Origin of the sequence: Bradyrhizobium sp. NDS-1, from assembly GCF_032918005.1 — a bacterium.
Classification (GTDB): domain Bacteria; phylum Pseudomonadota; class Alphaproteobacteria; order Rhizobiales; family Xanthobacteraceae; genus Bradyrhizobium; species Bradyrhizobium tunisiense.
Map to the genome: position 1 here is coordinate 2371083 of NZ_CP136628.1, position 22410 is coordinate 2393492.

A 22410-nucleotide genomic window follows, 5' to 3' on the forward strand; every position below is an offset into this window, starting at 1 on the left:
TAGTACCGCATTCACAATTGCTCTTACGCTCTTACGGCGCTCTCGCCAGAGATCATAGCCCGCCAGCGGTCGTGTCCTGAGGCGGGACCGGGGCCTTAGCATCATCTGCCTGGATGCGCTCGGCAGAAGACATGGCTCCGGTCCGCATAAACCGCAGACCTCAGAATTGCCGGGTCGCGCCTAGTCACTGGCCGAGCGTTGAGCCATCCAAACGGCCTTCGCGCTGGGTAAAGTTCGCTAGGACCATTCAGCGCCGAGTGCGGGCCGTATTTGTGAAAGGGGTATGCCTCGGAGGCTTTGGCAATTCCGCGCGTTAGTGAAACCTTCGCATTTGCTCGACTTGCAAAGGATTTCAGCGGCCCGGGCCCAACTTCACAGAAATTCGGCGCCACGGGGCAATACACTTTTCGACGGGGAGAACTCTCCGCCGTAACGCAGCGCAGACGACCTCCTGAGCAACAACGGGGGCAACCGCTGACGCCTCACGCGGACCTACCGTTGCGACTTTACGGCTTAGGTAGCGGGAGCGTTGGGACGTCGCGCGCGGAGCCTGCGTGGAAGGACAAAAGGGAAGGGCGATGAGAACTTCATTGATGATTACGAGCCATGTGACCGCAATCGGCCTGACAGTGAGTTTGCTAGCAGCAACGCAACCAGCTTTTGCAGGAGATCAGCTTACGGTCACTGCTGGAGGTGGGGCGTTTCAGCAGGTCCTGCGTAAAGCCATATTCGATCCGTTCTCCAAGGCAAGTGGGATCAAGGTCGCTGATACCGAGTACGATTACGGCTTGGCCAAGATACGCGCCATGGTCGAGACGAAGACCGTTAGCTGGGACGTGGTCCTCGCCAGTGAGTCGGGGGTCCGGCAGTTATGCGCGGAAGGTATCATCGAGACAATCAACTGGAACAAATTGGGCCTCAACCGTACCAAGTTCGACGGAGCCGACTACAGCGACTGCGGGGTGCCGGCCGGCGTCGCTGGTACGGTCGTTGCCTATGACAGAGACAGGCTATCGAACGGCCCGAAGACTATCGCCGATTTTTTTGATCTGAACAAATTTCCCGGGAAAAGAGGGCTGTATAAGAATCCCGGGGTCAATCTCGAATGGGCTCTCATCGCCGACGGCGTACCCGTGAAGGACGTCTACAAAGTGCTCAATACGCCCGCTGGGGTCGACCGTGCCTTCAAGAAGCTCGATACGATCAAGAAAGATGTTATTTGGTGGACCGCCGGCGCCCAACCACCTCAGCTCCTTGCTGATGGTCAGGTCGTGATGAGCCAAGCTTGGAATGCCCGTATTTATGATGCAGTCAGGAACTCCGGCAGGCATTTTGAGATTATGTGGGACACTGCGATACTAAACGGCAACGCTTGGGTCATTCCGAAGGGCAGCCCGCGATTGGATGACGCCTACAAGTTCATCGGCTTCGCTGGGTCGGCCCAAGCGCAGGCAGACGTAGCAAGCTACAGCGCCTTGGGGCCGAGCAACAAGGATTCGATCGGGCTTGTCGATCAGGTGGTCCTGCCCCACCTTCCGAATGCGCCCAGCCACGTGGGCAGTACTCTGCTTATCGACTCAAGCTTTTGGACAGAGAAGGGCGACGAGCTTCGACAACGTTTTGATGCTTGGCTCACGAAGTAGGACCGCGGCTAGTGCGAGCTTCAGGTCTCTCCCACTACTCTGGTGGACAAGGCGAGCGCGGAGCCAATTCTGTTTCCTGGCTCTCCGTGTCGCCGAATCTTGAATTGAACAGCTTTTCCTCCCCCGTTTTCACACATCAGCCTAACGGTACCCTAGATGAACGTGCCTTGGCGCCGAGTGAGGAGCTGTTCTCGCAGATGCGCTCCACATACCACCGTGCTCCCACACCGTCGGTTGCATTGGGCGCTGATGGATTCCGTCATCTCCTATCGGTCCGGCGCCTCTCGAACTCTCAGACATGAAATGGAGAACGCGAGAAAGCATTCAACGCGCACTCTCCAGCCTCTCCATACAGGTGAAGGGGCAAGCCGCGTTAGCGACCAAAGGTCCTCGAGAATCGAGGTAACGTTTGCAAGAACGCTGACCGCACGACGCATTGTCCCGGGGCTGCCGTTCGACTGGCTTGGGCGCCGCGGCGAACAACAAAGCAGTCGCCGGCTTCCGTGCCGCAGCAGTTCGACCTGACGGATACGATCAGTCGATAAGGTTTATGACTATGCGGAGCGGCAGCGCAGTCCAGTGACATTCTCGATGTGAGACCCACATCGGCAATGCGTAACTAAAGATGTTCATGATGCGAACAACCGGCCCTTGCCGCAGCAACCGACCGGTCACGAGCAACTCTCCGAAAGAGAAATGCCTATCGAACGCAAGAGGTCTGCACAGAAATGGCTGAAGACATGATCCCCTTGGGCGAGAAGTTGTACCGCCACGCTCAGGCGGCGCCGAACAAACCAGCAGTAAGTTGCGGCGCGACCAGCCTCACTTGGGGCGAGCTAGAGTCTCGGGCGAACCGGATCGCACGCGCCCTGCAGGGTTTGGGCGTCAAGCTTGGCGATCTTGTTACAATTGCCCTTCCGAACGGCGTCGAATTCATTGAGGCGTGCTGGGGTATTTGGAAGCTGGGCGCGACACCCCAACCGATATCTTTTCGACTCCCGAACGCCGAACTGCGCGCCATAATTGATCTGGCCGCGCCTGCGCTTCTAATTGCACCAGCAGAGATGGAGAGCTCCCAGCGACGGGTCGCGGTTGCCGATCTGCTTGCGCTATCCGACGACGATCGTCCAGTTGCGCCGCGTGCAGCCCCCGTTTCGAATGCCATGACATCCGGCGGCTCGACCGGCCGACCTAAACTGATCCTCACTGGCTGGCGGGGGGAGACTCGGGCGGAGCCCGAAAGGCCGAACCTGTGGCGCCTAGGGCCAAATGAGACGGCGCTGGTTCCTGCGCCCCTTTATCACGGCGGCCCATTCGAGTACTCCAAGGAGGTACTCGTCCAGGAGGCACATTTGGTGCTGATGCAGCGCTTCGACGCTGAGGCGGTGCTGGCCGAAATCGAGCGGCGAAAGGTCACTTGGGTCTATCTGGTGCCGACCATGATGAGCCGTATTTGGCGACTGCCGGAGGAGGTGCGAGCCCGCTATGACATCTCGTCTCTAAAGACCCTCTGGCATTTGGCAGCGCCCTGCCCTCCGTGGCTCAAGGAGGCCTTCATCCGCTGGATGGGTCCTGAGGTGATCATGGAGCTTTATGGTGGCAGTGAGAACCTAGCCTACACCACCATCGCTGGAAGCGAATGGCTGAATCGCCGCGGGTCTGTCGGGCGCGTAAAATCGGGGGAAATGGCGGCCTTTGATGCCAACGGCCAAGTTTTGCCGCCAGGAGAGGTGGGCGAGATTTACATGCGCCGCGCAAAGGACCGGCCGCCCACGTACGCCTATCGTGGCGCAACGGCGCGCGTCCTGCCCGGCGGTTGGGAGAGTCTCGGCGACATCGGACACTTTGATGCCGAGGGTTACCTCTACCTCGGCGACAGGCGCACTGACATGATCCTGGTCGGCGGATCCAACGTTTTTCCAGCTGAGGTCGAAGCCGCGATCGACGAACACCCGCTAGTGAGCTCGAGCGCGGTCGTGGGCCTGCCTCACGAGGACATGGGATCGTCTGTCCACGCGATCGTCCAGGCTCAACGCACCCTGACGGCGGACGCGCTAATGACGCACTTGGCCGAGCGGCTCGTCACCTACAAGCTTCCGCGCAGCATCGAGTTCGTCGACCACCCCTTGCGTGATGAGGCGGGCAAGGTGCGTCGCACACAGCTGCGTGACGAGCGCGTCGCTCGAACGAAGTCGCCTGTCGGCCGACCTTAAACCGGTGCGCTGCCCTTTTTGAGGTGAAAGCTGCGGCGGGAACACATGCGCTCGCTGCGCAAACAGAGCTACAGAGCAGCTAAAAGGAGCCGAGACGTTGGCGAACTTCGTGACTATTGAGAGAGGCCTCGGACCAGGGGGCCGTGTCGCGGTGGTGCGGTTCGACCGTGGCGATCGCATCAACGCGCTTTCTGATGATGCAACTCGCGAGCTCACGAGAGTGGCTCAATGCTTTGAGGACGACGCTGAAACCTCAGTCGTAATCCTCACCGGCGGGAAATCCTTCAGCGCTGGCGCAGATATGAAAGCCGGTGGAGCTCGTTCGCCCACCTCGACAGACGTAGCAGCGCTACGCCGTCAGTTCAGGATAGGACCGCGGCTAACCCGCGCCTGGTATGAGATGGATCAGGTGACCATCGCTGCGATCGAAGGATTTTGCATTGGAGGCGGTCTCGCGCTCGCCATTGCCCTCGACTTTCGGATCATGGCGCGCGATGCCCATATCCGTATCCCGGAGATCGCGCTTGGCATGAACATGAGCTGGCAGACCATCCCGCGAATGCTGCAGCTGATCGGCCCAGCCCGCACCAAGCAGGCGGTCATCCTCGCTGATCAACGCATCTCCGCTGAAGAGGCCTACCAATGGGGCTTAGTGGAGCAACTGACGGAGCCAGAGGGGACCTTTAACGCCGCCATGGAACTCGCCGCGAAGGTTGCTGCCCAGCCGTCGATCCCAGTCGCCATGACCAAGCAAACGATCAACCGTCTCGCCGGCGCTCTTGACGATCTCGCAAGCCACATGGACCTCGACCAGCTGACGCTCACCTGCCTGACTGAGGACCACAAGGAGGGTGTCGCGGCCTTCCGCGACAAGCGCAAGCCCCAGTTCAAGGCACGATAGCGGCAGGAACACTGGCGCTTCCCGCAATTTATCCAGAGCGCCATTTTAGCCGCAGAATAAGCGTGTTGTCTGGCCTGGCGCAATGCGACCGTCGACAAGACGGACCAACCCGCCTCGCTAGCGCCCGGGCGCTCACACGACTGATCGGAGGATGCGATGGGATTGTTGGACGGAAAGGTGGCGATCATCACTGGCGCTGGTGGCGGGCTCGGCGAGGCCTACGCCAGTTTGTTCGCTAAAGAAGGCGCAGCCGTGGTCGTCAATGACCTCGGGACCGACATGGATGGTTCGGGCACTAGCGCCGCTGCTAGCAGAGTGGTGTCGCAGATCGTTGCGACCGGCGGGCGCGCAGTTGCGAATACCGATGACGTATCCACGCTGGCCGGCGGCGAGAATATACTCAAGACGGCAATCGAGGCCTTCGGCCAAGTTGACATATTGATTTGCAATGCAGGCTTCTTGCGCGACCGGACATTTGCCAAGATTTCAGAAGAGGATTGGGATCTCGTCGTCAAGGTTCATTTGAAAGGAACCTATTGTTGCACGCTACCGGTTTGGAAGTGGCTCAAGGACAATGGCCGGCCCGGCGTGATAATTATGACGTCCTCGACGTCGGGATTGTTCGGCAATTTCGGTCAGGCAAATTATGGAGCGGCCAAAGCTGGAATCTATGGTTTGGTGCGGGTTCTCTCTATTGAGGGCCGCAAATACGGCATCCGTGTAATGGGTGTGGCACCAAACGCGATCACTCGTATGTGGGCGGATATTCCAAGTATGCGGGAAACCGAACCCGATTCCATTCTGCGTCCCGAGAACGTTGCGCCTGGCGTGCTATTCATGGCCTCAGAGTTGGCTGAAGACTATTCGGGAAAGATCCTCGCCATATCCGGGGAAGAGATTGCAGAGGTTAAGATGGTCATGGCTGACGGCTTCCATCCCAAAGGAGCCTACAGTGCGGAGGACTTGGCAGCACATGCATGTTCCGTTTTTTTCCCGACAGATGTGAAGCGGCTAGACGCCTTGAGTGTGAAGGGTTGACGTTGGCGTAGCTGGCGGAAGAGCTGTGTGAGCTTTCATCAGCTCCGCCTGTCCTGTCGAGCAGAAGAGACGTTTCCCTTGGCTCGGCTTATCCGTCAATGATCGGCTCTGCACGATGTTTCACGCCCCTGGCCCCCACAATGCTTCACCGATGGCATCTCAGCGCGGATAGCGGTAGCCGTCATCGGCGCAGAATTTCGACAATCAGAGGCACGAATAGCAGAATTTCGACGAGATGCCTCAAAATGTAGAGAATTTCAGCTCACGTAATTGCGTTAACTGGCGAACAACAAATACTTGGGAGCGTCTTGGAGATGCGTCTGTTCGCCGCTGCGCTGTTCATGGAGACCAATACCTTTTCGCCGCTCCCGAGCAGCCTGAATTCCTTTAGTTTGCTGCGACCAGGCGAACATCCCCAAGATCGGCCGCGGTCGGCGCCGCTCTGGGTAGCGCGCCGAAGGGCAGTTGCAGAGGGATTCACGCTAATCGAAGGGAGCTGTTTTGGCGCCGAGCCCGCAGGTGCTACGAACCGTGCTGACTACGAGTTTATGCGCGATGAGATCCTGAACCAGCTAGAGGGAGCGCTGCCCGTTGATGGCGTTCTGCTGGATCTGCATGGTGCCATGGTGGCGCATGGCTATGACGACGTGGAAGGCGACATATTGGAGCGAGTGCGCGCGCTTGTCGGTTCACAATGTGTGATTGGCGTTGAGCTCGACCCGCATTGCCATCTGACCGTCAAGCGAGTCGCGCTTGCTGATGTCATCGTCCTTTATAAAGAGTATCCCCACACTGACGTGGTAGCGTGCGCCGAGCGCGTGCTGAACATCGTGCTTCAGACGCTGCGGAAGCAGGTGAAACCCGTCATGTCGCTTTATGACTGTCGGCAAATCCAACTCTATCCGACAACCCTGCCGCTGATGCGCAGCTTCGTCGACCGTGTCAAGGCGATGGAGGACGAGGTGGGCGTACTCTCGATCTCGATCGGCCATGGCTTTTCCCATGGTGACGTACCGGAGCTGTCGAGTCGCATCCTCGTTGTCATGGACAAAGATAAGGCTAAGGGCGACGCGCTCGCCAGCAAGATAGGCGAGGAATTCGTCTCGATGCGGGGCAAGACTGCGCCCCAGTACTATTCAGTCGACAGCGGGATCGATGCCGCCATCAAATTCGACGACGCACCAGTCGTTGTCGCAGATCCAGCCGATAACGCCGGCGCGGGCGCGCCTTCCGACAATACCACCATTCTGCGCCGCCTTATCGAGCGCCAGGTCGGGAGTGCGGTGGTGGGCCCAGTCTGGGACCCGATCGCGGTGCGACTATGCTTCGACGCAGGCGAGGGCACCCAGTTCGCCCTGCGTTTCGGCGGAAAAATCGGACCCGTGTCCGGCGCGCCGATCGATGCCAGCGTGACTGTGGTTGGGCTCAAGCGTGATTGCTGGCAGCACTCTCCGTTCGGACGGTCAGCGCTCGGGGACTGCGCCGCGGTGCGAATAGGTGGCGTCGAAGTCGTGCTCAACACAATTCGGACGCAGGCTTTTGGGCTCGAGCTTTTCCGCAATGTAGGCATCGACCCACTCGCCCGCAAGATTGTGGTTGTCAAATCCACCAATCATTTTATGGCAGGGTATGGCCCAACAGCTAAAAAGGTAATTTATGTCGGAAGCGACGGGCTATTTGGCAATGATTACGGCAACTACCCTTACGCGCGTGTCAAGCGCCCGATTTGGCCACTCGACGAAGAGACCAGCCCCGGCCTCATCCTTTGATCAAGGAGCGAGCATTACCGGGATCAAATGGGCGGAGACCTCACCACAAGAGCGGGAAGCCAGCTGCTCGATCATTCTTAGGGAAGGACAGCACCAATGAGGAATCTTACGCGCCGTACAATCATGAAAGGCGGTCTTGCCCTCGCTGGTACGCTAGCAGCGCCCCAGGTCGTGCTAGGTCAGAGGGGCGGTGGCAAAATTATCAAGGCGGTCATGAGTGGCGATATCCCAACCTATGACCCGATCTGGACCACCGCGAACCAGTCCGCTTATCATGGCGTCATGGTTTACGACACGCTCTTCGGCGTGGACGCGCGGCAAACTCCAAGGCCACAGATGGTCGGCAAATACGGGCTCTCTGATGACAAGCTAACTTGGACTTTCGAATTGCGGGACGGCCTGAAATTTCATAACGGCACAGCAGTTACGAGCGCCGACGTCGTTGCTTCAATCCGCCGGTGGGCGGCGCGCGACGGCTTCGGCCAACATATGCTGAACTATGTGAGGGACATCTCGGCGAAAGACGAAAATGCTTTCACCATCCAGCTCAGAGAACGTTATGGCCTCGTTCTGGATGCGCTCGCCAAGACCGGGACGCCGCTCTGCTTTATTATGCGCAAGAAGGAAGCAGAGACCGACCCGATGCAGAAGATCGAGACGATCATCGGGTCCGGTCCTTTCAAATTTAACCTCAGCGAGACTAAGCCCGGCACACAATACGTCTATGACAAGAACCCCGACTACGTGCCTCGCAACGAGCCGCCGAGCGGTATTGCTGGCGGCAAGATCGTCAAGGTTGACCGAGTCATCTACATCAATATGCCGGATGCGCAGACAGCCGTCGCCGCCGTGCAAGCGGGGGAGATCGACTTTTATGAGAGTCCGCCGAGTGACCTTCTGGGCCAGCTCTCGGAGGACAAAAACGTCAAGCTTCAGGTTCTTAATCACGCGGGTTTCATTGGCATCATTCGTCTCAATTTTCTCCACCCGCCATTCAACAATGTGAAATGCCGCCAAGCGATGCTCCACATTGTCAAACAGATCGACTATCTCGAGGCAACCATCGGAAACCCTAAGTACTACAAGTCCTGCGCCTCTTTCTTCGCCTGCGGCACTCCGATGGAGAACGATGCTAATACCGGCTGGTCCAAGACGGTGCCGGACTACTCGAAGGCAAGACAACTATTAAAGGAAGGCGGCTATGATGGGCGGCCGGTCGTGCTGCTGCAGGCGACTAACCTATTCAAGAATTCGGCCGAGATCCTCGCTAATGAGATGCGCCAAGCCGGCATCAACGTGCAGATGGAGCCGATGGATTGGTCAAACGTGGTAACACGCCGCGCGGTCAAAGCGCCACCCGACCAAGGCGGCTGGAACATCTTCATCACCTCGGCGGGCGCTACACGTATCAGCACTCCGCTCGACGTCATCCAGCAGGCAAGTGGTGAGAAGGCTTGGTTTGGCTGGCCTAACGATGCCAAGCACGAGGAGCTGCGGACGAAATGGGCGCTCGCCGAGGCGCTTGAGGAACGTCAGAAGATCGCGCGCGAGATGCAAGAGAACGCCTGGAACTTCGTGCCGCATGTCTGGACGGGGCAATCGTTTTCTCCGGCGATGATGCGCTCCAACATTAATGGCGTTCTGCCGATCCCCGAAGTCATTCCCTGGTGGAACGTCGAAAAGACGTGATCGATAGAGACGAAGGAAACAGTGGCGCGCCAATTCTTCTGAGGTACGCCACGCATCGCGATTGGACCCATGGCCACCTATATCATTCGTCGCCTTCTCTCGATGCTGCCTGTGGTAGCGATCGTCGCCATCTTCGTCTTCCTGCTCCTGCACCTAGCCCCCGGCGATCCCGCTGCAATCATGGTGGGCGAGAACGCCACACCGGAAGCAATCGCACAGATCCGCCAGAAGCTAGGCCTTGATGAACCGCTGTGGACACAGTTCGTCGTCTGGACGCTGAGCCTCCTACATGGCGACCTTGGTCGCTCGACCTTCTGGAATGACCCGGTGACGACACTGATTGCTCAACGCGCCGAGCCAAGCATCGCGCTCGCTTCCACCACCCTTGTCTTCACCCTGGTAGTCGCGCTGGTACTCGGCGTCACCAGTGCGGCGAAGGCCGGCACGGCGCTGGACCGGTTCGTGATGGGCTTTGCCGTTCTCGGCTTTTCGGTGCCGAGCTTCGTCATCGGTTACCTTCTCATTTTCCTCTTTTCAATCCAACTCAAATGGCTGCCGGTGCAGGGCTACTCGCCGATCGGTGAGGGCACGGGGCCGTGGCTGCGCAGCCTGGTGCTGCCAACTATGACGCTCGGCCTCGTATACGTGTCGCTCATCGCCCGCATCACACGCGCCGCGATGCTCGATGTGCTAAGCGAGGACTATATGCGAACGGCGCGCGCAAAGGGCGTCGCGCGGCCAGCGCTGCTCTTGAAGCACGCCCTCAAGAATGCGGCGGTGCCGATCGTGACGGTGGTTGGGACCGGCGTGGGGCTCCTCATCGGCGGCGTCGTCATCACCGAGACTGTCTTCAACATCCCGGGCATCGGTCGGCTCGTCGTCGACGCCATCGCGCGGCGCGACTATCCGATTATCCAAGGCGTCGTCATCGTCTTCTCAGGCGTCTACATGCTGGTGAATCTTGTCGTCGATCTCTCCTACACATTCTTTGATCCGAGGATCAGCTACCAATGACGGTCCTCGCCGAGATTCCGCAAGCGGTGCAGCAGAAGGACGGAGCCTTTCGCACTTTCGTGCGGCGCAACCCGACGATCGTTCTAGGCACAATGTTGCTAATCCTCGTCGCGCTAGTTGCCATACTCGCGCCAACCATTGCTGGCGATCCGATGGCAATGGCGCCATCTCATCGCTTAAGGGCGCCCTCTGCGGAGCATTGGTTCGGCACTGACGACCTGGGGCGCGACGTGTTTGCGCGCACAATCTATGGCGGGCGCGTCTCTCTGGTGGTGGGATTTTCGGCCGCCGGGCTAGCGATTGTCTTCGGCCTCCTCATCGGTCTTGTGGCTGGCTACTACCGATGGCTCGACGGCTTCGTGATGCGCATCATGGACGCGGCGATGGCGATCCCCTCTATCCTTCTCGCTGTTGCGCTCGTGTCGCTCAACAAAGGCAGCGTCGGCATCGTGGTTATCGCCATCATGATCCCGCAGGTTCCTAGCGTCGTACGCCTGGTGCGTTCGGTCGTGCTCTCGACGCGCAGTCAGGACTTCGTCCAGGCCGCAGTCTCCTCGGGAAGCCGCGATCTCAAGATCATCCGCCGCCATATCCTGCCCAGCACGGTGGCGCCGCTGATCGTGCTGGCCACCAGCATCATTGCCTCAGCGATTCTTGTCGAAGCGGCGCTCTCCTTCCTCGGTGCCGGCGTGCCACCCGGAATCCCGACATGGGGCAACATGATTGCGGCAAGCCGCCTGTTTCTCGCGCGCGCCCCCTGGACGATCTTCTTCCCGGGCGCGTTCCTGACACTGGTCATCCTAGCCGTCAACCTGCTCGGCGACGGCTTGCGCGACCGCCTCGACCCCCGCCTTGCCCGTCGGATGTGAGACATAAACATGGTTGGAAATGTCGATACTGTTTCGGCGGAAAAGGCCTCAGCCAGGACCACAACAACCGCCATTCTTACGGTCGAGGACCTCCAGACCTTTTTCTTTACGCAGGACGGCGTGACGCGGGCCGTTGACGGCGTGAGCTTCGAAGTCAAACCCGGCGACACGCTCGGCATCGTCGGCGAGAGCGGGTGCGGCAAGAGCATCACGGCGCTCTCCATCATGCGCCTCCTGCCAGCCAAGCTCGCACGCACGGTCGGGGGACGTATCCGCTTCGAGGACCGGGAGATCCTGACGCTCGGAGAAGCCGAGATGCGCGACATCCGCGGCAATCGTATGGCCATGATCTTCCAGGAGCCGATGACGTCGCTGAACCCAGTGCTTACTGTCGGCGAACAGATTGCCGAGGCGGTGATGATCCACCAAAAGAAGAATCGCGGCGAGGCGCTCACACGGGCGATCGAGATGCTTCGCCTAGTGCGTATTCCTGATGCCGAGCGGCGCCTCAAAGACTATCCGCATCAATTCTCCGGCGGCATGCGTCAGCGGGTCATGATTGCGATGGCTCTCTCCTGCAACCCAAAGCTCCTCATCGCCGACGAACCGACGACGGCGCTCGACGTCACCATTCAGGCGCAGATCCTGCGCCTCATGTTGGAGCTGAAGGACCGCATCGGCGCCGCCGTTATGCTCATTACCCACGATCTCGGTGTCGTTGCCGAGACCTGCCAGCGCGTCATCGTAATGTACGCGGGCCGAAAAGTTGAGGAAGGCGAGGTGACGGAGCTCTTCGACCGGCCGCTCCATCCTTACACGCAGGGCCTAATAGCATCGATCCCGCGCCGCCGGCGTCAGGGGGAGCGGCCGAGGCGCCTTATCGAGATCCCTGGCATAGTACCAGCGCTGAACCAAGTCATTCCGGGCTGCGCGTTCGCCCCGCGTTGTACCCTCGCGACTGAGCGCTGCCGCGCCGAGGCGCCGCCTTTCGAGGGCCATGAGGGAACGCATTCGGTCGCCTGCTGGGAAGCCCGAGAGGTGGTCACGGCATAACGCGGGCCTTTGTCTTCGAAACGGTAGAGCTGTGAGCGGCTCGAGGCGAGCAGAAAGGATAGCACAATCATGATTGGTCATGCGAGCACGCCCGTCCTCCAGGTCACTAAGCTCGAGAAGCACTTTCCTGTACTCCGCGGCTTGATGCGGCGCGAGGTGGCACGCGTCCAGGCTGTGGACGGCGTCAGTTTTTCGATCGCCCCGGGCGAAACGCTCTGTCTGGTCGGTGAGAGTGGGAGCGGTAAGTCGACGGTGGGCAAGCTAATCCTCCGTCTTATGCAGCCCACCGGCGGCACAATCTGGCTTGATGGCACCGACGTGACGGATCTCGGGGAAAGGGCGCTGCGCCAGCACCGGCGGCGCGTGCAGATGGTCTTCCAAGACCCCTACTCGTCCCTTAATCCGAAGCTCCCAGCTCGTACCATCGTCGCCGAACCGATCGAGAACTTTGAGCGCCTCTCGGCAGACGAACGCAACGCGCGCGTCGCGTGCATCCTCAAGAAAGTGGGGCTGCGCACCGACGCGATGCGGCGCTATCCATTCGAGTTCTCGGGTGGGCAGCGCCAGCGCCTCGCGATCGCCCGGGCGCTCGCCGTCAACCCCAGTCTCATTGTCGCCGACGAGCCGGTTTCCGCGCTCGACGTCTCGGTTCAGGCTCAGGTGCTGAACCTGCTCATGGATCTCCAGGAGGAGCTAAAACTCGCCTATCTCTTCATCAGTCACGATCTCGGCGTAGTCGAACATATTGGTCATCGCGTCGCGGTCATGTATTTGGGCCGCATCGTCGAGATTGCACGGAAGGAAGCGATCTTCGATGAGCCGCTGCACCCTTACACCCAAGCACTTGTCGCCGCCGCGCCGGTGCCAAATCCGAGGTTCAAGCGCGAGCGCTTGCTCATCGAAGGCGACGCGCCGAGTCCGATGGACGCCCCTTCCGGCTGCCGCTTCCACACACGCTGCCCTTTCGTCGCGCCACGCTGCCGCCGCGAAGATCCGCAATTACGTGAGGCCGTCCCTGGCCATTTCGTCGCTTGCCATCTGCGGGAGGAGGGCTATCGAGGTCCGTTACTGCGGACCAGCTGATCCCACCGCAGCTGCAAAATGCACCACAAACAGTGGCCCTTTGGGGGTATCCATTCGGCGTAGGCCGCAGGGTTACCGCTTGAGCAGTCCAGGGTTCTCTTTGTAGAACCTGATCAGCTCGATGAGGTTTTCGCTTCCGAAGTCGGTGCACGCCTGGATGCCGTCTTCTCCGACGCCATAAACCCAGATGGTGCCGTCCTCGATCTCCATTTCGTTGGCGACGTCTCGTAGCCAATCTTCATCTTCGCCGAGGTCTTTCGCGACCTGGGTGATGGTGGTGACGTGATGGACCTTGTTGACGTGGGTGGATGCGACGGATGGGCGGCGATCCGCGCGAGGACGTCGGTCAGCCAGGCTTGCGGGTCGATGCCGTTCATTTTCGCGGTTTATGCCGCCCGCCGAACTATGCCGAACGAGTCCGGTATGGCACGTCGTTGTCACGCTGGCACCGTCGATCGCGTGCACGGTTGCCCCATTCCATTCGGCATAGTCTGGTCGTTCAGAGCGCCTCTAGGAAGGCGAGCAGGCGATCGTTCGGCTGGAAGCGGGTTCGCTTGCCGCGCTCGTACGGCTTAAGCTTCGCCAAGGCAGCTTCCTTGAGGGCAAGGTGGGCGTGCAGGTAGGTCTGCGTTGTCTCGACCGATTCATGACCGAGCCACAGCGCGATCACGGAGCAGTCGACGCCGGCTTGCAGCAGTTCCATCGCAGCGCTGTGCCTCAGCACATGCGGTGACACGCTCTTGGCCTTCAAAGACGGGCAACTCTTGTGAGCGACACGAACATGCTTTCCCAGTAGCGACTGGACGCTGTCGGCACTGAGCCGGCCCCCGTGCACGTTGGGGAACAACGCTGTTGCTCCTTTCCGTAACGGTTCCTTGAGCCATGCCTGGAGCGCATACCGAGCGAGTGTGGTCAGCGGAGTGGTCCGCTCCTTCCGCCCTTTGCCGACGCATCGTACGTGTGCGCCAGACCCGAGGTGGACGGCATCCCGGTCAAGGCCAGTCAGCTCGGAGAGGCGTAAGCCTGTCTGGGACGCGAGCAGCAGCAAGGTGTGATCGCGGCGGCCAAGCCACGTCGTTCGATCGGGCGCTGCGAGAACCGCCTCGATCTCGGGGCGCGTGAGGAAGTGCACCTGTCGCTTATCGTGGCGCTTGCTCGGAATGGCGAGCACGCGCTGGATCAGCGCACTGTGTGCCGGCTCCTCGAAGGACACGAACCTGAAGAAGGATCGGATAGCGGTCAGACGCAGGTTACGCGTCTTCGCGCTGGCGCCGCGCTTTACCTCGAGATCGGTTAGGAACGCGCCGATGAACGTTGCGTCCAAATCGGTGAGCGTCAGGGCCGATGGGGGCTTCCGCAGCTGCACCTGTGCGAACATGAACAGCAGCCGGAACGTGTCTCTGTAGGAGGCGATCGTGTTGGCGCTAACATTGCGCTGGCGCATGAGGCGCTCGGTGAAGAAGCGCTCGATCAACGTGGCGACATTGCAGGCGGGCTTCATGGTGTCACCTCCCACCGCCGATCGAGACGCCGCGCCGCTTCTTCCATCAACTCGGGGCAGGCCGAGAGATACCAGTAGGTATCACGCACGCAGGCGTGGCCGAGGTAAGTGGAGAGCACTGGGAGTTGCTGCTCGACGTCCTTGCCTTCGCGATACCAGTCGAGCAGCGTCCGGATGGCGAAGCGATGACGGAAGTCGTGCACGCGTGGCCCGGTACGATCACCTGGGCGCCGCAGCCCGATCTCTCGGGACAATCGCCAGAAGACGCGATGAACGTACTGGTGCAGCAAGCGGCCTCCCTGTTCGGCAACGAAGAAGGTCGAGCCGCAGCGTGATCCGAGCATCGCGTCGCGCCGGTGGGCGTAGTCGCGCAACGCGGTTCTCGTCGTCGGATGCAATGGCACGAGCCGCGACTTGCCGAACTTGGTCAGCCGGACCGTCAGCACGCCGGCGTCGAGGTCGACGTCATCACGCTCCAGGCCCATCGCCTCGGATATACGCATGCCCGTCACCGCGATCAGCCCGAACAGGGTATGGTAGGTCCATCGGCGCAGCCCGCCCGCTGGCGGCAGAGCCAGCGCTGCCGTCAGCAACGCATCGATCTCCGCGTCGCTGTAGACATAGGGCTTGGCGCGCTTCCATCCGGGCAGCATGCCGACGGGCGGTACCTCCGTTCTCGGATCGAAGTTGGCGACATGGCGCGCGAACCCGCGCACGTCGCTCAATCGCAGCGCCCAGGATGCATGACGATCGGGCGGCAGCGTTGCCCATTCCATTGCCAGCTTCGTCGTGATGATCCTGGCTTTGCGCTTCTCCATGAAGGAGACGAAGTCGGCGAGCCGACGGGTCTGGTGCTCGTACTTGTATCCAAACCCCTTGCGCATGCTCAGGTACTTATCGAGTGCGGCGCGCAGATTGGTCATTGCACGCCTCCCGGCCAGGGCAGGCTCAATGTTCTCAACGCATCGATATCGACCTTCGCGTAAATCCGGGTAGTGTCGTGGTTCTCGTGCCGCAGCAACTGCCCGATCTCCGACAAGGTCGCGCCAGATCGGAGAAGCTCGGTAGCGAGACTGTGTCGGAAGATATGTGCGCCGCGGTGTGCGCAACCTTCGATTCCAACGCGATCGAGGGCGGCCTTGGCGATCATGGTGATCGCACATCCGGAAGCAAACCCGATGTGCGGCGCGAGTGTGCGGACGAACAACCGCCGGCACGACGACTTTGGGCGGCCACTGCGCAGATATGCAACGATGGCCGCGCCAACGTCTGGCGGTATCGGCATCCGTGCACGCTGTCGGCCCTTGGCGCGAACGAGTATCTCGCTGGCGCGCCAGTCGATATCATCGAGCGTGAGCGTCGCGACCTCGTCGGCCCGCAGGCCGAGCTTGGCCAGCAACAACAGAATGGCGTAGTCACGCCGTCCCATCACCGTCTTTCGGCCGCAACCGTCGAGAGCCTTCCGCACCTGTGCGGCAGGCAGATAGGTCGGCAGAGTTGCGAGCTTCCATCGCCGCATCGATGGAACGCAATCCGCCAACGGGCGCGCATTCAGCCCCCGATGGTGGAGGTAACGGAGAAAGGCGCGCAACGACCAGCACATCGCCTTGCCTGTTCCCGGGCTCCAATCCTGGGCGTGGCGCTCAATGTAGCGGATCACGTCCTCTTGGTTGATCTTGCACAGGGCGGCGGCGCCGCCGGAGCACACCTCGTGCAAAAACCTGCGGATGACCGGGAGATGCCGTACGATGGACCTCGGGGCCAAGCCGCGCTCTGATCGCAGGTAGGCATCGAACTCCTTGAAGATCCGTTCGTGCGGGGTGAGAGGCGGTAGCACCAACGGCGCGATCGCGCCTTCCTCGCGCAGCACCGACAACCATCGCTTGAGCGCTGCCCGGTCACCGGGTTGGATAGATTGCCACCCGCCTCGATGTCGGAGGTACCGCTCAACGACCTGCTCATCGAGATCAATCAGCTTATAGCGACGGCCCGCGATCCAACTCAGGAGCCCGCTAACTACGTTGAGGCAACGCCACGTGCCATGCCGAACGAGCCTCTCTTCGACGAGACGAACGGCGTAGCACTCGACGAGCCGTCCGTGCGGCTCGCTTCTGAGACGCCGGTACAGCCGGCTTCTGCCCAAGTACTCTTCAACTTCCATCTTCCTGTTCTCCGCTGTTGACAGCGGAGGCACAGAACGAACTATGCCGAACCGACCAAACGCCGGTCAGCCAGAAATCTGGGGAAAACGACCCGACTCGGCATAGTTCGGCGGGCGGCATAAACGGCACTATGCCGCGCGCGGCATAGGGCTGTGATGATGAGGCTGTACATAGCTGCCGCGCGCCGCCCTCCGCGATCAGAGCCGCAGAACAGCCAGGACTTCCGTCCAAGGGCGATGCCTCTTAAGCCTCGTTCTGCGGCATTGTTGGACAGGCATACCCGCCCATCCTCGAGGAACAGGGTGAAGCTCGCCCAACGCTTCAGGATATAGTTGAACGCCTTGGCCAGGTCGTGCCCCCGGGACAGCTTGGCGAGCTGCTCCCGCATGTAGACTTGAAGCTCCTCGACCAGAGGCCGGCTCAGCGCCTGCCGCGCCTGAAGACGCCCTTCGGGGCTCCTGCCGTTGATGGAGCGTTCGATCTCGAACAGTGCATCGATTCGCCGCACGACCTCGATTGCGATCGGAGAGAGCGGGATTTCCTTTTTGCCGGCGGCCTTGCGCCGGGCATTCTCTTCGATGTCAGCCATGGCAAAGAACGGACGCCGTCCGTGCGACCAGCAGGCGGCCTCTCGGATTGGCCCTATAGATTCAGCATCGTCCCGTATCGGTCTTGCCCTTGGCCAGCACCGGCACTGTCGTATCGTCAGCATGAAGCCGCTCGGCTGCCATGACATGAGCTTCCACCAAGCGCAGCAGAGAATCCAGCGAGGCACAGACCGCCCCAACCGCATCAGCCATGGTCGACAGTGCGATCGGCACGCCTTCCAGCACATAGCGCTCGGCTTGGCGGTTCAAAGGCTGATGCTGACCGAACTTCTCAAACATGATCATCGCCAAGAGGCTGGGGCCAGCCCACCCCCGGGCGACGGCATGGAACGGCGCCGGCGCCTGGCTGATCTTCTCGCAGTCGCGGCAGGAGAACTTCTCCGAGACCGTCTCGATCACCTTCCACTGGCGCGGCACCACTTCCTGCGTGCGGGTCACATCCTCGCCGAGCTTGCGCAGGCGATTGCTGCCGCAGCACTCGCAAGCCGTAGGCCCATCGATCACCACCCGCTCCCGGGGAAGGTGCTCGGGGAAGGTCTGGCGCTCGGCGCGCTTGCGGGTAAATGCGCGCACCGTCGTCGTCTTCTACGGCCCGTTCCGCCGCAAGCTCGTCCTCGGTGGCGTCCGCTTCCAGCTCTTCGAACGTCAGCGCCAACTGCTCGATCAGGCGCGACGAACGCTCCGACCGCTGCCTGTAGATCTGATGCCTGAGCTTGGCGATCTGCAGCTTCTGCTGGGCGATCAGCACCTCGTCTTCCGACGCTTTCGCGCGGGCGACCGCGAGCTCAGCGGCGATCTCCAAACCCTTCGCGCGCTCGACTGCCAGCGCCTCCTTCAGGGCGGCAATGTCATCCGGAACAGCGTCGCGATCAGCATGCATGCGACGCAGTGAATCACAGATTGGACGCGTTGAGACTCCCCAAAATGCCTGCATCCGTAGTTTCTTCGCTCAGCCCGCGCTCTGCGGCCGCCAGCTTAGTTGCGGATTCCTCCAATCGACGCATCGCCGCAGAGATCGACACCGCGCCGGCCGACGCCGACGGCCAGATGAACTTGCCGCGGTCCAGACGCTTGGCGTATAGCGACATGCCTAACCCGTCATGCCAAAGGACCTTGACCAGATCGCCGCGGCGGCCACGGAAGATGTAGAGATCGCCAGCGTGCGGATCGCGCTTCAGAATGTCCTGAAAGTAAGAGCCAGGCTTCGCATGCCGCGACGCATGTCGGTGTGGCCAGTGGCGATCCAAACCCTGACGCCGCTCGGAATCGGGATCATCGTCGCCGCAGCAGCCCAAGAACTCGCTGCAAACGTCTACGTCACGGTCAACGCGAACGCGACAGCCGCCGCGAAGTTCGATCTCGATGATTCCAGCCCTTGCACGCTGCGCAGGCGGGGAAGACAAACCGGTTGTGGCGCGTCGCTTGAGATCGGAGCCGCCACCGGCGTGATCTCGACGGGAACGAGAGCTGGCACGAAATCGCCGCCCAGTCGACCCTGGCGTGCTTGTCGACGCCAGGTGAACAGCAGGCTGTGGGCCACCCCGTGCCGGCGCGCGACGCCGCAGACCGTCTCGCCAGCCTGCAGTGTCTCTTCGACAAGGCGAACCTTCTCGTCGTAACTCCATCGTCGCCGACGCTCGGCGCCCAACACATTGACCTGCATTCGCTACGTGACCTTAAAGCTAGACTTAAGGTCAAATCCTCGGGCCGCCTCTCAAACTACACAAGGCGGCCGACGCCGGAGCGATACCTTTGGGGCGTGCGGTCTCGCGCATAGGCGACCGGCGCAACTCGACAGCATTTTGCTATTCCTGATCTTACCGCCATGAGATCACCGCGACTTCGGTACGCTAGATGAGGTCCGGAGGGGTAGGCAACCGAGGAACCGCAACAATACGGAAAGCCGAATCGGTACTACCAGTGTTCGTAGGTTTCCTTGTTAGCTATTCTCAGATAGGTGAGTTGGAGCGTTTTGCAGAGACCCTGCAAGTTGAGATGGCCGAGCGTTCTGGCCGGCATGTCCAGAGCTCGGTCGTGAAGCAGTTGCTCGCGGAGGAGATGACGATGTGTGGTGCAGTGATCAGAACACATCGGTTCTTCGAGTCTCGGCAGCAGGTGCCGCTTGCGTCACTTGCGTTTCGGCAATCCTCAATTTAGGGCGGGCTGCTTCATGCTCTTCGGAGCGGTCGATAAGCCCCCGGTATCCAGCCCGCATGCCAACACATGCTTGGGCGACTATATGGGAAGAAGACGATGCGAATCCGCACCGATTCAGTTGGAAATGAAAGGCTAGAAACGTGAACACCTCCTATTATCAAGCGAAAGCGGCAGATTGGCAAAGTTGTTCGGTGCAAGTCGAAGAGTTCATGATCCCCGCTTATGATACAGATACCGAACTTTATGTCAGAAACAAACATTCAGCTTCGATGCACGAGTGGCAAGCTGAACGTACCATACTCTGTGTTCATGGATCGACATATCCCGGGCACGCGATATACGACACCCCCGTTGAGGGTTTTTCATGGATAGACTACTTAGCCGGACACGGCTATGACGTCTACGTTCTCGATATTCGCGGTTACGGAAAATCAACTCGTCCTGCCGAGATGCTAGACGATCCGAACGATAATTCCGCGATTGTAGATGGGGAAACAGGCGTCCGCGACATTTCGGCAGCTGTGGATTTTGTCCTCGCGCGCCGGCAGATATCACGGCTCTCCCTGATCGGGTTGTCGTGGGGCGCAAGCCTAACTGGACGCTATACTACAGAGAATCCAGAAAAGGTTGACCGACTGGTGCTCCTCGGGCCAATATGGCTTCCTGCGGCCGCGAGCCTCGACCGCTTTCCTGAGAAGATTCCAGCTTATCGCATTGTGAAGCGAGACCGTGCCGTGGCTCGATGGCTCCAGGGCGTTCCAGATCACAAGCGAGAACTGATTTTGCCACAGAGCTGGAGCAAGACTCTCTTCGATGCTATTTGGTCAAGCGACCCGCTTGGCGCGAGGGTCGATCCGCCCTTCATCCGAGTTCCCAATGGTCACTATTCGGACTGGCGAAACTATTGGTCTGCAGGAAAGCCTTTCTACGATCCTGAAAAGATTCTAGCCCCGGTTCTTCTGCTACAGGGTGAATGGGACGTCGAAACGCCCCCTTATATGGCGCACACATTGTTTCCGCTTTTGACCAACTCGCGAGCTAAGCAATACATCTGTTTCGGTGAGGCTACACACCTCCCACTCTTAGAGCGGAACCGTTTGCATGTATTCGCCGCCATCCAAACGTTTCTGGAGGGATTCCGCTGACGAGCGGCATAGCTCAGAGAGCCGTTGGATCCTCCCTTGAGTTAGTTGCGGTAGCTCGCCTTGACCTGGCCGATAACAGTCTCGCCAGCCGCGCATGCTTCACCTCGCGACAGATGGAAGCCGCGGCGGATGTAGCCCGAGACTACGTCTTTGAGAACGCCCACAGGGCTGTTTTTTCGCGAGGTTCTTTAGTCGTCCGTGAAGAATTCCTAAGTCGTAGATTTTGAATTTGGAGACGGCCCTCTGATGCAATCGAGTCTGCCGGGAAACGGGTGTGCGGGATGAGATTGAACTAAGCCGCTGCCGCGGCGTGAGGGGCAAGGTGGCGTAGATCGCCTCCTTGCTGAGAGGATGTGGGTGTGGGAGCCCACCCCCTCAGACAGGAGTATCGAGATGCCCGATTTGAGCCTCTTCGCCGCCGCATGATCGAAGACATGACCGTCCGCAATCTGTCGCTGGCGACGCAAAGATCCTACATCAGCGCGGTTTCGAAGCCACTATTTTGACCGATCGCCTGACTGGTTAGAGCTGGAAGACGTCCGCGCCTTCCAGGTGCATCTGGTCTCGACCGGCATCTCATGGCCGGCGCTGAACCAGATCGTCTGTGCGCTACGGTTTTTGTACGGCGTCACGCACGGCGAGGCGCTGATGCCGGAGCGCATTCCCTATGCGCGAGAACCGCGAAAGCTGCCGGTCGTGCTCAGCGCCGACGAAGTGGTTCAGTTCCTGTAGGCCGTGTCCAGCCTGAAGAGCGGCGCCCCGTTCACCGCGGCCTATGCGGCCGGACTCAGGCCCTCCGAAGCCGCCGGACTGCGGATCGAACACATCGACAGCGCGTGCGGCATCATCCAAGTGCGCTACGGCAAGGGCGCGAGGGATCGCAACGCGATGCTGTCACCCCAGCTGCTGGCATCCTGCGCACCTACTGGCGGCTCGCCGGGCCGCGGCTTTATCTGTTCCCTGGTTGTGACGAAGATCATCCGATCGATCAGACCGTGTTGAAGCCGCCTTTCGGTCGGCGGCGAAGGCTGCGGGCCTGACCAAGCGCGTCACGCTGCACACGCTGCGCCACAGCTTCGCGACGCATCTTCTCGAGAACGGAACCGATATCCGGATCATCCAGGTCTTTCTCGGGCACGTCGTCGACAGCGCGCTACACGCAGGTCGCCACCGATACGATCCGGGCGACGCAGAGCCCGCTCGATCGCCTGTCGCTGGAGGTGACGCCACATGGATGATCCGCGGCGGGATGCGGGTGATGATCCGCCCGACAGCCGCTCCAACAGGCCCGCCATCGAGATCGCCGATATTCTGCGCCGGCATGGCGACACCTATCGCCGTGTACGCGCCAGTCATCTCGGTCGGGTCGAGCGGCGCGTGATGAGCGAGATCGTGGCGTACCGGACCGAGGCGCTCGGCGGCCACATGGAGGCTTGCGACGACGGCGGCACGACACGCGTCGCCTATAATTCCTGTCGCAACCGGCACTGTCCGAAGTGTCAGGGGCCAGCCCGAGCCGCGTGGCTCGCCGCGCGAGAAGGCGACCTGCTGCCGGTTCCCTAATC

At 60.4% G+C, this 22410-nt stretch carries 18 protein-coding genes and 3 pseudogenes; 13 read left to right on the plus strand and 8 right to left on the minus strand.

The annotated features are described in order from the left end of the window. Window positions 1-593: 593 nt before the first annotated feature. From RX330_RS11195 to RX330_RS11240, 10 genes are all read left to right on the plus strand, one after another. On the plus strand, window positions 594-1643 hold the full coding sequence (locus tag RX330_RS11195; protein ID WP_317243893.1) for an ABC transporter substrate-binding protein: 1050 nt from the start codon (window positions 594-596) through the stop codon (window positions 1641-1643). Window positions 1644-2371: 728 nt separating this feature from the next. Further along, entirely contained in the window at window positions 2372-3856 is a 1485-nt protein-coding gene (locus RX330_RS11200; protein WP_317243037.1) for an AMP-binding protein, read from the plus strand. Between the two features lie 97 nt (window positions 3857-3953). Further along, the gene (locus RX330_RS11205; protein ID WP_317243038.1) at window positions 3954-4757 is read left to right on the plus strand and encodes an enoyl-CoA hydratase/isomerase family protein; all 804 of its coding nucleotides are present in this window, start codon (window positions 3954-3956) and stop codon (window positions 4755-4757) included. 156 nt (window positions 4758-4913) lie between these two features. Next, window positions 4914-5795: an SDR family NAD(P)-dependent oxidoreductase gene (locus RX330_RS11210; RefSeq protein WP_317243039.1), complete on the plus strand. Its 882-nt coding sequence runs from the start codon at window positions 4914-4916 to the stop codon at window positions 5793-5795. A gap of 314 nt (window positions 5796-6109) precedes the next feature. Beyond that, window positions 6110-7564: a M81 family metallopeptidase gene (locus RX330_RS11215; RefSeq protein WP_317243040.1), complete on the plus strand. Its 1455-nt coding sequence runs from the start codon at window positions 6110-6112 to the stop codon at window positions 7562-7564. A 123-nt stretch (window positions 7565-7687) separates the two neighbouring features. Then, window positions 7688-9253, plus strand: a complete 1566-nt coding sequence (locus tag RX330_RS11220; RefSeq protein ID WP_317243041.1) for an ABC transporter substrate-binding protein — start codon at window positions 7688-7690, stop codon at window positions 9251-9253. Window positions 9254-9322: 69 nt separating this feature from the next. Beyond that, complete coding sequence (locus RX330_RS11225; protein ID WP_317243042.1) at window positions 9323-10267, plus strand: ABC transporter permease; 945 nt, start codon at window positions 9323-9325, stop codon at window positions 10265-10267. Continuing rightward, the gene (locus RX330_RS11230; protein WP_317243043.1) at window positions 10264-11136 is read left to right on the plus strand and encodes an ABC transporter permease; all 873 of its coding nucleotides are present in this window, start codon (window positions 10264-10266) and stop codon (window positions 11134-11136) included. Before RX330_RS11225 ends, RX330_RS11230 begins: the two co-directional genes overlap by 4 nt. A 9-nt stretch (window positions 11137-11145) precedes the next feature. After that, a complete protein-coding gene (locus tag RX330_RS11235) occupies window positions 11146-12189 on the plus strand; it encodes an ABC transporter ATP-binding protein (RefSeq protein WP_317243044.1) in 1044 nt (347 codons plus the stop codon). A 69-nt stretch (window positions 12190-12258) separates the two neighbouring features. Further along, window positions 12259-13272: a dipeptide ABC transporter ATP-binding protein gene (locus RX330_RS11240; RefSeq protein WP_317243045.1), complete on the plus strand. Its 1014-nt coding sequence runs from the start codon at window positions 12259-12261 to the stop codon at window positions 13270-13272. 72 nt (window positions 13273-13344) lie between these two features. Here RX330_RS11240 and RX330_RS11245 read toward each other — a convergent pair whose 3' ends face one another. From RX330_RS11245 to tnpA, 8 genes and pseudogenes are all read right to left on the minus strand, one after another. Beyond that, complete coding sequence (locus tag RX330_RS11245; RefSeq protein ID WP_410707543.1) at window positions 13345-13545, minus strand: hypothetical protein; 201 nt, start codon at window positions 13543-13545, stop codon at window positions 13345-13347. Between the two features lie 35 nt (window positions 13546-13580). Then, window positions 13581-13658, minus strand: a pseudogene (locus RX330_RS35725) (transposase domain-containing protein); the annotation flags it as partial. A gap of 113 nt (window positions 13659-13771) precedes the next feature. Further along, window positions 13772-14773 carry a tyrosine-type recombinase/integrase gene (locus RX330_RS11250; RefSeq protein WP_317243046.1) on the minus strand — a complete coding sequence of 334 codons (1002 nt, stop codon included), beginning with the start codon at window positions 14771-14773 and terminating at the stop codon, window positions 13772-13774. After that, entirely contained in the window at window positions 14770-15696 is a 927-nt protein-coding gene (locus RX330_RS11255) for a tyrosine-type recombinase/integrase (RefSeq protein ID WP_317243047.1), read from the minus strand. Before RX330_RS11255 ends, RX330_RS11250 begins: the two co-directional genes overlap by 4 nt. Continuing rightward, window positions 15693-16934 (minus strand): tyrosine-type recombinase/integrase, encoded by a 1242-nt coding sequence (locus RX330_RS11260; RefSeq protein ID WP_317243048.1) that lies wholly within the window; start codon window positions 16932-16934, stop codon window positions 15693-15695. Before RX330_RS11260 ends, RX330_RS11255 begins: the two co-directional genes overlap by 4 nt. Before the next feature lie 149 nt (window positions 16935-17083). Next, window positions 17084-18423, minus strand: a pseudogene (locus tag RX330_RS11265) (IS66 family transposase); the annotation flags it as partial. A gap of 13 nt (window positions 18424-18436) precedes the next feature. Next, window positions 18437-18790, minus strand: coding sequence for an IS66 family insertion sequence element accessory protein TnpB (tnpB, locus tag RX330_RS11270; protein WP_317243049.1), 354 nt, complete (start codon window positions 18788-18790; stop codon window positions 18437-18439). A 65-nt stretch (window positions 18791-18855) separates the two neighbouring features. Beyond that, a complete protein-coding gene (tnpA, locus tag RX330_RS35730; RefSeq protein ID WP_410707360.1) occupies window positions 18856-19206 on the minus strand; it encodes an IS66-like element accessory protein TnpA in 351 nt (116 codons plus the stop codon). A 634-nt stretch (window positions 19207-19840) separates the two neighbouring features. On the opposite strand from tnpA, the gene RX330_RS11280 reads away from it, so the two are divergent. The 3 genes and pseudogenes from RX330_RS11280 to RX330_RS35735 all read left to right on the plus strand — a co-directional run bounded on the left by RX330_RS11280 (window position 19841) and on the right by RX330_RS35735 (window position 22408). After that, window positions 19841-20845 carry an alpha/beta hydrolase gene (locus RX330_RS11280; protein ID WP_317243050.1) on the plus strand — a complete coding sequence of 335 codons (1005 nt, stop codon included), beginning with the start codon at window positions 19841-19843 and terminating at the stop codon, window positions 20843-20845. A gap of 422 nt (window positions 20846-21267) precedes the next feature. Then, a pseudogene (locus RX330_RS11285) lies at window positions 21268-22083 on the plus strand (tyrosine-type recombinase/integrase). Then, complete coding sequence (locus tag RX330_RS35735; protein WP_410707362.1) at window positions 22076-22408, plus strand: transposase zinc-binding domain-containing protein; 333 nt, start codon at window positions 22076-22078, stop codon at window positions 22406-22408. The pseudogene RX330_RS11285 and the gene RX330_RS35735 overlap by 8 nt, the downstream one beginning before the upstream one ends. Window positions 22409-22410: the final 2 nt, after the last annotated feature.